The sequence below is a fragment of the Peptoniphilus sp. genome (assembly GCF_022767005.1).
In the GTDB taxonomy this organism is placed as follows: domain Bacteria; phylum Bacillota; class Clostridia; order Tissierellales; family Peptoniphilaceae; genus Peptoniphilus_A.
On record NZ_JALEOV010000103.1, the window covers coordinates 1 to 12,843 of the forward strand.

11 protein-coding genes are annotated in these 12,843 nt (G+C 30.2%); 4 read left to right on the forward strand and 7 right to left on the reverse strand.

Going from position 1 to position 12,843, the window contains the following annotated elements:
* The 3 genes from dnaK to hrcA all read right to left on the reverse strand — a co-directional run.
* A partial coding sequence (gene dnaK / locus MR285_RS07595; RefSeq protein ID WP_293559649.1) for a molecular chaperone DnaK occupies positions 1-1,608 on the reverse strand: 1,608 nt, incomplete at its 3' end.
* Positions 1,609-1,634: 26 nt separating this feature from the next.
* A complete protein-coding gene (gene grpE, locus MR285_RS07600; RefSeq protein WP_293559651.1) occupies positions 1,635-2,207 on the reverse strand; it encodes a nucleotide exchange factor GrpE in 573 nt (190 codons plus the stop codon).
* Positions 2,208-2,215: 8 nt separating this feature from the next.
* The gene (gene hrcA / locus MR285_RS07605; protein WP_293559653.1) at positions 2,216-3,238 is read right to left on the reverse strand and encodes a heat-inducible transcriptional repressor HrcA; all 1,023 of its coding nucleotides are present in this window, start codon (positions 3,236-3,238) and stop codon (positions 2,216-2,218) included.
* 205 nt (positions 3,239-3,443) lie between these two features.
* On the opposite strand from hrcA, the gene lepB reads away from it, so the two are divergent.
* Genes lepB through hemW form a run of 3 tightly spaced genes read left to right on the forward strand, consistent with a single transcriptional unit; the run spans position 3,444 to position 6,937 of the window.
* Complete coding sequence (gene lepB / locus MR285_RS07610; protein ID WP_293559655.1) at positions 3,444-3,968, forward strand: signal peptidase I; 525 nt, start codon at positions 3,444-3,446, stop codon at positions 3,966-3,968.
* 31 nt (positions 3,969-3,999) lie between these two features.
* Positions 4,000-5,811, forward strand: coding sequence for a translation elongation factor 4 (gene lepA, locus MR285_RS07615; protein ID WP_293559657.1), 1,812 nt, complete (start codon positions 4,000-4,002; stop codon positions 5,809-5,811).
* A complete protein-coding gene (gene hemW / locus MR285_RS07620; RefSeq protein WP_293559659.1) occupies positions 5,798-6,937 on the forward strand; it encodes a radical SAM family heme chaperone HemW in 1,140 nt (379 codons plus the stop codon). The genes lepA and hemW overlap by 14 nt, the downstream gene beginning before the upstream one ends.
* A 115-nt stretch (positions 6,938-7,052) precedes the next feature.
* On the opposite strand, the gene rpsT is transcribed toward hemW, so the two are convergent.
* The 3 genes from rpsT to MR285_RS07635 all read right to left on the reverse strand — a co-directional run bounded on the left by rpsT (position 7,053) and on the right by MR285_RS07635 (position 10,677).
* Positions 7,053-7,322: a 30S ribosomal protein S20 gene (rpsT, locus tag MR285_RS07625; RefSeq protein WP_293559661.1), complete on the reverse strand. Its 270-nt coding sequence runs from the start codon at positions 7,320-7,322 to the stop codon at positions 7,053-7,055.
* A gap of 96 nt (positions 7,323-7,418) precedes the next feature.
* The gene (gene holA / locus MR285_RS07630; protein WP_293559663.1) at positions 7,419-8,432 is read right to left on the reverse strand and encodes a DNA polymerase III subunit delta; all 1,014 of its coding nucleotides are present in this window, start codon (positions 8,430-8,432) and stop codon (positions 7,419-7,421) included.
* Positions 8,404-10,677 carry a DNA internalization-related competence protein ComEC/Rec2 gene (locus MR285_RS07635; protein ID WP_293559665.1) on the reverse strand — a complete coding sequence of 758 codons (2,274 nt, stop codon included), beginning with the start codon at positions 10,675-10,677 and terminating at the stop codon, positions 8,404-8,406. Before MR285_RS07635 ends, holA begins: the two co-directional genes overlap by 29 nt.
* Positions 10,678-10,752: 75 nt before the next feature.
* Between MR285_RS07635 and MR285_RS07640 the strand changes: the two genes are divergently transcribed.
* Positions 10,753-12,213 carry an alanyl-tRNS synthetase gene (locus MR285_RS07640; RefSeq protein WP_293559667.1) on the forward strand — a complete coding sequence of 487 codons (1,461 nt, stop codon included), beginning with the start codon at positions 10,753-10,755 and terminating at the stop codon, positions 12,211-12,213.
* A 52-nt stretch (positions 12,214-12,265) separates the two neighbouring features.
* On the opposite strand, the gene MR285_RS07645 is transcribed toward MR285_RS07640, so the two are convergent.
* On the reverse strand, positions 12,266-12,820 hold the full coding sequence (locus MR285_RS07645) for a DUF6648 family protein (RefSeq protein ID WP_293559669.1): 555 nt from the start codon (positions 12,818-12,820) through the stop codon (positions 12,266-12,268).
* Positions 12,821-12,843 lie beyond the last annotated feature (23 nt).

Here is a 12,843-nt window from a genome sequence, read left to right on the forward strand (position 1 = left end):
CTTAGTCTTATCAGCATCTGAAATTTTTCCTTCAACATCTTTTAATGTGTTTTCAGATTGATAGATAATTGAGTCAGCATTATTCTTTGCTTCAATTAATTCCTTCTTCTTAGCATCTTCTTGAGCGTACATTTCAGCTTCTTTAACTTTCTTTTCGATTTCTTCTTCATTTAGGTTAGTAGAAGATGTAATTGTGATGTGTTGTTCCTTGCCTGTACCAAGGTCTTTTGCACTTACATTTACGATACCATTTGCGTCAATGTCAAATGTAACTTCAATTTGTGGCACTCCTCTTCTTGCCGGTGCAATACCATCAAGTGTAAATCTACCAAGAGTTACATTGTCCTTAGCCATTTGTCTTTCACCTTGAAGTACGTGAATTTCTACGGAAGTTTGATTGTCTGCTGCAGTTGTAAATACTTGTGACTTTTTAGTCGGAATAGTAGTATTTCTTTCGATAAGTCTTGTAGTAATATTACCCATAGTTTCAATTCCAAGAGAAAGTGGTGTTACGTCAAGTAATAATAAATCTTTTACATCACCAGATAAAACTCCACCTTGAATTGCTGCACCAAGAGCAACACATTCATCTGGGTTAATATCCTTTTGTGGTTGTTTTCCAGTTAATTTTTTAATGCATTCTTGTACTGCAGGTATTCTTGTTGAACCTCCAACTAAAAGAACTTTATCTATATCATTTGCAGTAAGTCCTGCATCTGATAATGCATCCTTAACAGGTCCTTCAGTCATTTTTACAAGATCAGCTGTAAGTTCATCAAATTTAGCACGAGTTAAGTCCATATTTAAGTGAAGTGGACCAGCTTGTGATGCTGTAATAAATGGAAGATTGATATTAGTTGACAATGTAGAAGAAAGTTCTTTCTTAGCTTTTTCAGCAGCTTCTTTAAGTCTTTGAAGACTCATCTTGTCAGCCTTTAAGTCAATACCATTTTCTTTTTTAAATTCTTCAGCAATATAATCGATAACTCTGTTATCAAAGTCATCTCCACCTAATTTGTTATTACCACGAGTTGCGTGTACTTCAAATACTCCATCAGAAAGTTCAAGGATTGAAACGTCGAAAGTACCACCGCCAAGGTCATAAACCATTACAGTTTGTGCTTCAGTGTCCTTATCTTCTCCATAAGCAAGAGCAGCTGCAGTTGGTTCATTTACAATTCTTTTAACATCAAGACCTGCGATTTTACCTGCATCCTTAGTTGCTTGTCTTTGAGCATCTGTAAAGTAAGCTGGAACAGTGATAACTGCTTCAGTAATTTTTTCTCCAAGATAAGATTCTGCATCAGATTTTAATTTTTGTAAAATCATAGCTGAGATATCTTGTGGTGTATAAGTTTTTGAATCTATTTTTACGTTAAAGTCAGAACCCATGTGTCTTTTGATAGAAGAGATAGTTCTGTCAGGGTTTGTAATAGCTTGTCTTTTAGCAGTTTCTCCTACTAATCTTTCTCCATCTTTAGTAAAAGCTACAACAGAAGGTGTAGTTCTATTACCTTCGATGTTTGGAATTATTACAGCGTCTCCGCCTTCCATTACTGCTACTGCAGAGTTAGTTGTTCCTAAATCGATACCAATTATTTTTCCCATAATATATTTCCTCCTAAATAAATCACTTATTGTGAAACTTTGACCATTGCAGGTCTTAGCGTTTTGTCATTAATTAAATAACCTTTTTGTAAAACTTCAATTACGTAGCCACTGTCGTATTTATCAGAATCTTCAGTAAGCACTGCGTGGTGATACAATGGGTCGAATTCTTCGCCCAGAGCTTTCATTTCAACTATACCTTCTTTTTTAAGTACCTCAGTAAGTTGATCCTTTATCATCATAATCCCGTCATAAGTTGAATCCCTTTCACCAATAGAATCCATTGCTCTTTCAAAATTGTCAATGACAGGAAGCAAGTCGTTTACGACCTTTTTAACTCCTAGCTCAATATATTCAGTTTTTTGAGCCTCAGTTCTTCTCTTATAATTTGCAAAATCAGCTTGAAGTCTCATAAACTTATCAGTTAGCGCTTGATACTTTTCATCATCGCTTACCTCATCTGTAACTTCTTCTGAATTTTCTTCTGTATTTACATCATTGTTAATTTTCTCACTGTCTTCATTTTCATTATCTATATTTTTATTTTCATCAATAATTTCTTCTTGAACATCTTCTTTTTTTATATCATCATTTGTCATGTACTCCCTCACATTTCTTTTAATCCTTTAGTAAGTGCATCGCTAAAAATTTTAACGAGCTTTACTAATCTCATATAGTCAATCCTAACTGGTCCAATAATTCCAAAGCTTCCATAGATGCCATAATCCTTGGCAAAGGGTGCTCTAATAATAGTATTTTCTTTCATTAGACTTGCACTGTTTTCTGAACCAATTATTACCTCCACATCTCCTGTAAAGTTATCATCTTTTAAGATTTGAAATAAACTGTCTCTATCCTCAACTAAACTCATAAAATTTTTAGCCTTGTCAAGATCCCTATATTCGTCAAAATTCAAAATATTAGTGAGACCATCATAATAAATTTCAATGGATGAGACCTTTTTATTAAATTTGCTTGCAATTTTTACAACATCGGAAATAAAATTCCCATATCTAATCATATTATCAGAAAGAGAAATTTTAAGTGATTCAATTTTGTCAAAATCAATTCCCGACATTTTTTCATTTAAAACTTTCTCAATATAATAAAAATCTTCATCTGGGATATTTTCTATTTCTAAAAAATATCTTTCTATTACTCCCTTGTCCCCTATTAAAACTAATAGCACTGTATTTTCATCAATTTTTACAAGAGTAAGTCTTTTTATTTTTGTATCAGCCTTTTGTGGTGTAATTAAGTATGCTGTGCAATTGCTGATATTGGCGAGCAAATTAACAGAATTTTTATAAAAGTCTTCTAAATTTCTAGAAGTATATAAAAGTCTATCTTTGATTTTTTGTGAAGCATCTATATCATGAAATTCACTAAAACTATTAAAAATTTCATCAACATAAAATCTATAAGCCTTGTCAGAAGGAATTCGTCCCGCTGATTGATGCGGCTTATTTAAAAAACCAAGATCTTCAAGATCCGCCATTTCATTTCTTATAGTCGCAGAACTAACTCCAAGATTATATTCTTTAGATAAAGTTCGTGACCCGACGGGAGTTGGCATATCGATGTATGCTTCAATTATGGCATTTAAAATATTTATTTTTCTAGCATCCATAATTTCCTCCTTTGTTAGCACTCATTAATGTCGAGTGCTAATCTATTTATATAGTACCCTCTTCTCTCCTCTTTGTCAAGGAATTTTCAAAAATTTTTTCATATTTTTTTATAAAATAGTTATATGTCCTTACATTGGAATAAATCAAAAATTTTCCAATCTTCTATATATTTATGTTAAAATTAGTTATTGGAGATGATTTAATTTGAAAAAAAATGAAACTTTGTCTTTTATTCTTACAATTGTTGCTGCAGTTTTACTTGCACTATTTGTTAGGAATTTTATTTTTAATATAGCTGTTGTTAATGGAGAGTCCATGAACCCAACATTAAATGAAAAAGATAAATTAATTTGTCTTTCTTACAAAAGATTCACTGACATACCTCGAGGCGAAATTGTTGTAATAGACGCACCAAATGACAGTAGAAATTACATTAAAAGACTTATTGGAAAGCCTGGCGATACTATTGAGTTTAAGGAAGGAAAAGTTTATTTGAATGGCAATCTATTAAAAGAAAACTACACTTCAACTGATGTCACAGAATCTGACCAAAAAAGTTTTACACTAAAAGACGATGAATATTTTGTTATGGGAGACAATAGACTGCCGGGCATGAGCATTGACTCAAGATACTTCGGACCAATCGAAAAGAAAAGAATAAAATCAGCTGCAGTTTACAGAATTTTACCTCTTAAAAGTAGAGGGAAAATTGAAACTTTGATAAAATAAAAAATATCCCCTAAAGTATGGAGGTAAAAATTTGAGAAATCAAAATAATATTAGAAATTTTTCAATAATAGCACATATTGACCACGGCAAGTCTACTCTTGCCGATAGACTTATTGAGTCAACTGGCATGCTCACAAAAAGAGAAATGGACGAACAAGTCCTCGACTCCATGGATCTTGAACGTGAGAGAGGAATTACAATTAAATTAAAGGCTATTAGGCTTATATATAAAGACGATAGAGATGGCAAGGAGTACATTTTAAACTTAATCGACACTCCAGGTCATGTTGACTTCAACTACGAAGTTTCTCGTTCCCTTGCAGCCTGTGAAGGTGCCATTGTAGTTGTAGATGCTTCACAAGGCGTTGAAGCACAGACTCTTGCAAATGTATATCTTGCCATTGATCAAGACCTTGAACTTGTGCCAGTAATAAATAAAATTGATTTGCCAAGTGCAAGGCCTGATGAAATAAAGGAAGAAATAGAAGACATTATTGGCATTGATACTGAGGGTATTCCCCTTATTTCTGCAAAGGAAGGTATTGGAATTGACGACGTACTTCACGCAATCGTAGATAAAATTCCTGCACCAAGTGGCGATTACAATGCACCACTTAAAGCACTTATTTTTGACTCAATTTATGACTCTTATAGAGGAGTTATTTGCCACGTTAGAGTTGTCGATGGTTCAGTAAAACCAGGTGATGAAATACTTATGATGGCTACGGGCAAAACTTTTGAAGTAGTTGAAGTTGGTGTAACTTCCAATGGTCATATCCCTCTTGACTCCTTAAACGCAGGCGAAGTTGGTTTTATAACTGCTTCAATTAAAAATGTTAAAGACGCAAGAGTTGGAGACACTATCACTTTAAAAAATAATAGAACAAGTGAGCCAATGCCTGGCTATAAAAAAGTTGTGCCAATGGTATTCTGTGGTGTATATCCTGGAGAAGGCGAAGAATACAACAATGTTCGCGATGCCTTGGAAAAACTACAAGTAAATGATGCTGCCCTAGATTTTGAAGCAGAAACTTCTGTTGCCCTTGGCTTCGGATTTAGATGTGGTTTTTTGGGGCTTCTTCACATGGAAATTATCCAAGAAAGACTAGAAAGAGAATTTAATTTAAATATTGTTACTACTGCTCCATCTGTTATTTACAATGTAATGAAAAAAAATGGCGAGATGATTTCTATTCAAAATCCATCAAACTTGCCTGATCCAACAGAAATTGATTACATGGAAGAACCAATTGTAAAGGCGGAAATTATGACTCCAACAGATTATGTTGGTCAAGTTATGGAACTATGCCAAAATAGACGTGGCGTCTTTAAAGATATGCAATACTTAGAGGAAACTAGAGCACTTATAACTTATCATATGCCTCTAAATGAGGTAATTTATGATTTCTTTGACGCACTTAAATCAAAGACTCGTGGCTATGCTTCCTATGATTACGAATTAATTGGCTATGAAAAATCTAATCTCGTTAAACTTGATATTTTAATTAATGAAGAACTTGTAGATGCCTTCTCACTAATTGTCCACGAATCCAATTCTTACCTTCGTGCGAGAAAAATTTGTGAAAAATTAAAGGATGTAATACCGAGACATCAATTTGCAGTGCCTATTCAAGCTGCAATTGGAAATAAAATTATCGCCAGAGAAACTATTCGTGCACTTAGAAAAGACGTCCTCGCTAAATGTTACGGTGGCGATATTACTAGAAAGAGAAAACTTCTTGAAAAACAAAAGGAAGGAAAGAAGAGAATGCGTACCGTAGGTAATGTTGACATTCCACAAGATGCTTTCTTGTCTGTATTAAAGTACGATGAAGAAAAATAAAATTTCAATTTACATTCATATACCTTTTTGCGAGAGTAGATGTTACTATTGTGACTTCTGCTCTTCTCTTTTAAATAGAGAAAATGAAGAAAAATATTTTCATTATTTGGAAAGAGAAATAAAATTACGAGAAAATATTTTAAAAGAAAGAACTATTGACACCATTTTTATTGGCGGCGGTACTCCCTCTTCTGTGAACGAGAAATTTATCGCAAAAATTTTAAACATTTTAAAAAATTATGATATTAGTGAAAATGCAGAAATTACAATAGAGTCCAATCCCAATTCTCTCACAAGAAGAAAAGCAGAAATCTTTTTTAGTTCTGGAATTAATAGAATTTCTATTGGAGCTCAATCCTTTAACGACGAAATATTAAAAAAGATTGGAAGGATTCATAAATCCGATGATATTTATAAATCTGTTGAAAATGCAAGAGCTGCAGGATTTACAAATATAAATTTAGATCTAATGCTTGCACTTCCAACACAAAAATTTTCTGATATATTAAAATCAATTGATGAAGTAAAAAAATTAAATCTTCCTCATATTTCTTATTACTCATTGATTTTAGAAGAGGGTACAATTCTTTATAAAGCGCACAAAAAAACTCCTCTCGCCTTTCCTAATGAGCTTGAGGATAGAAAAATGTATCACTATGTAGTAACAGAGCTTGAAAAAATTGGTCTACACCAATATGAAATTTCAAATTTTGCAAAAAGAGGTTTTGAATGCAGACACAATTTAATTTATTGGAAACTAAAGGATTATATTTCCTTTGGGCTAAATGCTTCATCAAATATAAAAAGTTTGAGATACAGAAACTTTTCTGACTTTAAAAATTATTATAATTCAATTGATAAAAATAATTTGCCCATAGAATTTTCTGAAGAATTATCTGAAACTGATAGAATTAATGAATATATAATGTTGGGACTTAGGCTTAATTCAGGAATAAATATAAATGAGTTCAATGAAAAATTTCAAAAAGATTTCCTTAAAGTTTATGAAAGTGAAATAGAAAAAAATATTACTCTTGGACTAATAAACTTTAGCGAAAATAAAATCTATCTCACTGAAAAAGGAAGAGATTTATCAAACCAAGTAGAATTAGATTTTTTTAGATAAAAAAGTTAAACTTAATATGCAAAAAACAAGGTGATGTTGCAGAATAATTGTATTCTGTACATCACCTTTTATTCTCTCAAACAAAAAGAGAGAAACTTTCCCGGGAAAATTTCTCTTAGCCAGCGATTTTGCTGTTAAGTTCCTTAGCTAGTCGACTTAGCTTTCTGGAAGCTTGTTTTTTATGAATTACATTTTTATTAGCAGCTTTCTTTAATTTTTTATCTGCAAGGATTAAAAGCTCTTTTGCATCATCAATTCTATTTTCATCAAGTGCGATTCTAAAATTTTTAACTGCATTTTTCATTTCAGTTCTTATAGGTTTGTTGCGCTCAGAATTTCTTCTAGCTACATCTATTCTCTTAATAGCTGATTTAATATTTGCCATTATTTCACCTCCATATTTAACGCTTTTGCTATTTTACCACGAATTTACTTTCATTGCAAGGTTCTTTTTTGCACAACTTTGAATAGGAGTTTAAAATCATAAATTATTGCAATATTTTATAATAATTGTTTCCAAAATAACAATTTCATCCACAGAAGAAGTTTTTAGTAGCTCGTCTGCTTTAATCAATTCATCATGGAATTCTAATAAAAAATTTTTTGAAAAATTTCCCTCGTAGGTTAATATTTTTTTTTCAAATTCAAATTTCTTTACATCCATTTTATTCATAATGTCATTTCTGCTCAAATTTTTTTCAGATAAAATTTTATAAGACAATAGGTTTTTAACTTGTCTAATGATCATGTGAAAAATTAAAGGAAGAGGCTCTCCTAATTTGTCGAGATTGTGAAGTTCTTTTATTGCAATTTCTGTATTTTTGCTAAGGAGTGCATCTAAAAATTTAAAAATATTTGTATCTATATTATCTGAAATTATACTTCTTATATCACTTTCTTTTATAATATTATCCTTGGCTACTGCTGCAATTTTATCCATTTCAGAATTTAAGTCAAGAAGTCTTATATCTTCATTTTTTGAATTATATCCACTTTCTTGGATAAAAATAGCAACTTCACTATCCTTAATTGATTTTCCCTTTCTTATAAAATATCCCTTAATAAAATTTCTAAGATCAGCTGAACCAAGCTTGTCGAATTCCATATCTCTATTTTTTTTGTGAAAGTATTTATAAAATTTTGTAGTCTTTTTAATGCTTTGCGTATCCCAAAAAATTAAAATTACAAAATCAGATAATTTGTTTAAAAAATCATAAAAAGAATCCTTTAATTCATTTTCGTTTAGAAAATCACAGACATCTCTAAGAAGTACAATTTTTTTTTCATTCATAACGGGATAAGTTTCGCAGGCAGAAATAATATCTTCTGGCTTTACATCAGAACCCTTAAATTTAGTATAATTAAAGGCTTCTGTCCCCTTTACATATTTATTTATTAGATAACTAATGGCATTTTCTATTAAATATTTTTCTTTTCCAAAAAATAAATAGGCTCCACTATGTGTCTTATCTCTGTAAATTTGTTTGTAATTCATAATTTTCCCTCGCTACAATATATAGTAAAGTTGTGTTTAAAATTATTAGCAAAATATAAAATCTTAAATCTACTTCTTCCTTTTTTGTGTCAATTCTAAGATTGTAACCTTGCATTTTTAAATCCACTTCGCCGTCTTTTGCAGTAACATAATATATGATACCATGTTTTTCCAAATTCTGTATCACTTCTTGATGTGGATGACCATAGGAATTGTCGACTCCTGCTGAAATTATGGCAATTTTTGGCTTTGTTTTGTACAAAAATTCATTTGAGGTTGAAGTTTTTGAACCATGATGGGCAACCTTTAAAATATCAATTTTACTATTTATTTTCTTTTCACCTTGTTCTGAAATATCGCCAGTAAAAAGTGTCCTAAAACCTCTATGATTTATTAACAATACCATTGAATTATCATTTTCATATTCGCTATTTAAAACATCGCTTATTACTTCAATAGTTGTATCTTTGGAAATTTTTATAATGTCGCCCTTTTCTAGCATTGTAACCTTAGAAAATTTTTTTGCATCTTCTAAAATTTTTGGATCTTCTGGCAAGTGATTTATATATACATTTTTTACATTATATTTTTTTACGAGTTTACTCAAGTTACCAGCGTGGTCTTCGTCAAAGTGAGATAAAAATATTCCGTCGATTTTTGAAATTCCTCTCACCTTTAAAGTTGGAAATAAAAACTTTTCTGCAATTTTATTTTCAAATCTCGCCCCGCCAGTGTCTATTAAATAATTTTTATCGCGAAAACTGATTAATGTTGAGTCCCCTTGGTCTACGTAAAGATGACATTCTTTGTATGTATTGTAATCCTCAAATATTCCTAAAGATGTTGCTACAAAAAATATTACCATATAAATTTCAATTATTTTAATATTTGGCACAATAATTTCTTTTAACTTATGTCTATATAAAATTAATATAAGTAAAATGTAGTATATAAAAATGTACTCAAATTTAAAAGCCCTCAGTGAAAGGAAAAAACTTCCCTTTGAAACAAATAAACTTTCCAAGCCATAAGTTGCATTCATTAAAATATTTAAAATTTTGCCAAGTAATCTCGGTAAAATGCCCACACCTAGAAGAAAACCAAGAGAAATTATAATTGAATAAATTGGCACTATCACTAAATTTGTGATAAAAACCAAAATAGAAAAGCCGTCGAAATAATAATTTATTATTGGAAAAAGTGAAATTAATGCAGATGCTGTTCCCAAAATTGATCTTTTTATAATTCCACTGCCAGCCACCCTATTATTTAACGCTGGATAGACAAAAACTAATCCAAAAATTGCACCGTAGGACATAATCATTGAAATTGAATAAATTGCCATGGGATTAATAAATAAAATTATGGACAAACTTAGAAAATAAATTTTTTTCACGTCTAAGTCTTTTTTTAAATAGATATTTCCCTTGTACAAAAGGAAAAATAAAAAGGCACGCAGAGCCGAAATTGGAGCACCAATAGTAATTATGTAAAAAAGTATTGCTATTGTAACTACTAAATCTGTGAGTTTCCTATCTTTAATAAGCTTCTTTGTTATGCTTTCTAAAAAAATAACGAGAACGCCAATGTGAAGACCTGACACAGCCAAGATGTGACTAATGCCAAGATTATTAAATCTATCTCTATCTCCCTCTCCCATTAAAGATTTATCGGCAAGGACAATTGAAGACATTAAATTTGAATTTCTCTCATCTAAATTTTCTGAATAAAATTTTTTTGCCCTATCAATACAAAAATTTGAAAATCTATAAAAAGCATTTGGTTCAGAAATCTTTTTATAACTTTTTATATTTCCAATAGAGTAAATTCCTTGAGCCTTGTTGTTTTTTTCAAAATCAAAAGTTCCATAATTCATCGCAGGAAGTGGCGAACTAAATTTTCCAAAAATTTTATAATTTGCTCCACGTTCTAGCTTTTCGTAGACCAAAATTTTTGTCCTAAGGTTTTTACCCCTTATGGAATTTGTTTTAAGTACAGATTTATTTTCATTTGAAGAAATAACTGTTCCTGTTACTTCGCCAGTAAAATCTTTTATTTTATAATCTCTAAAACTAAAATTTATGTAAACTGCACAAATTATGAGAGGAAATAAAAATAATTTTATATCTTCTTTTTGCGTTACAATAACAAGGGCTAAAGCCAAAAAAAAGATTGCCTTTATTAAACTTATTTTAATAAAAATTGAAAGTAAAATTCCCAAAAAAATTGTTCCAAATAAATACATAGGCACCCCTTCTTATTATATATCTTTTTAAAGCGTGAAGTCACGAAATATGATAATATATTATAGGAGGTAATTATGAATTCGAAATACAAAAATCCTTACAAAAAAAATTATAAATTAAAAATTATTGATAAAATAAATCGAAATGGAATTACTTATGGAAAGCTTGAAGATGCACCTTTCTTCACTGGAAGCGAAAATCTTTTAGCTGATGAAATTAAAATAAACGGAGAAAAACCCCTATTTTTATCTGGCAATAAAAATTACTTTAAAGTTGATGAAAACAAAGATGAAATTGAAATTGAAATAAACTGGAAAACTAGACTTCTTTTGATGCAAGAAAATCTTGGCAATGCACTAATAAGATATTTCCTTACAAGTAATACCAATTCAGAAATTTTAAATTACAAAGTTGGAATAAACTCTTCTTACATAGATGTGAACGCAAAAGATTTTAAATTTATGACTGTAAAAAATATTGAATCTCTTGCAAATTATGCAGTCTTCTCTAATTTAGCAATTGAAAATTTTGATGATTATTTGTCAATTGAAAGACTTGCAAAAATTTCTTATGAAGGTCCTGCACTAAAAAGAACTGGTGAAATTGGAATGATCCTTATTTCTTCAGTTGACAAGGTAAATTCTGCAATTAGACTTACAATTGTGTCAGGTGAAAATGCCTACAAACTTGCAAGAAATTCCATCAATACTCTTGAAAATATGAAGATGTACCTAAATAGCGATAGCATTGAAAATGTGTTTTCTGATGTAAAAAAACTTAAATCTACTGGATTAATTAATGCACCAAAAATTTCAGCCGATGAAACCTCTTTTCAAAATAAAAATGACGTTAAAACAAAAGCTGAAGGGAACGTACAAAATTGTAATTCAAAAAAATTTGAGAATAATGAACAAGGGGAAAATGAATTATCTTCAAAAGAAAATTTAAAATTTGAAGAAAGCAAAATAGATTTAGAAAAATTTAAATTTAAACCAATGCCTAAAAAAGAATTTTTTGTAAAATCAGAAAATTCTAAGGAAGAAATAAAAAATGATGAAGTTAAAAATTATTCCCAAACCCAAAAAATTTTAGAAAGAGAAAAAATTTCTAATCCAGATGAAAATAAAGTACCCTCAAAAATTGATTTAGATAAAGGTAAGGAAAAATCCCCTCTTTTTTATCAAGCAGTAGAAAGCTTTAAGCGATTTGCCACAGATGTCACTGGAATAAACTATATTTACAAAGTTCTTAACGATGTCAACTTAAAGGAACTCCGTGAAATTTCAAATTATATTTTAAAGGAAGACAATTTTATACAAATTTACGGATTAAAAAATGGAAATAGGTCAAAAGTAATAATACTTCGCTCACAAAATTTGAATTTTGACCTAAAGAAAATTTATAAAAAATTAGAAGATCATTTTGAATTTACTGGAACTGGCAATATGTACACTCTTGATTTGGAATGTAGGGAAAGTGATATGATAAGAATTATGGAGAGCTTTTTAATTGAAATTAAAAGATACGCAAAATAAATTAAGCTTAGAAAGCAAAAAGGGCTGAGGGAATATTTCCCGCAGTCCTTTTTTAATAATATTTTTCATTTATATAGTGATCTATAATTGATGTCTTCATTTTGCTGTCAAAAATATTTTCATCTTTTAGAATTCTCAAAAGCCAAGGAGCCTTTGAGTGAAAGATTGCCTCTTTCTTGTCCTCTAAAACTATTTCATAAAGTACATTTCTAAGTGCCTTTGATTGACACTTAATATAATAAGCCTTAGTATTTCTAAAATCTTGGATCTTTAAAATATTTAAGACAGATTTGTCTTTAAGTTGATAATATTTATTTGTTAAATTTAAATAATAATTATAGTACTTTGAATGTTTTTTTGTATTCCTGACATCTTTGGAAAGAGCTCTATAATACTTTGCCATTACATTGTAATACTGATAATTGTACATTCCCTTTTCATAGGAATCTACTTTAATGTAAGGCCTTGCATTTCTTAGAGCAAAATAATCAAAATTTTTTTGCAAAAATTCTCTCTTAGAGATGTCGCCATTTGTGTATTGCATTATGAGAAAGGATCTGTGCTCAAAAAAATCTTCAAAAAGTCCCTTCTTTTTATTAACTTCCACGAAGCACCATTAAATTACACTTA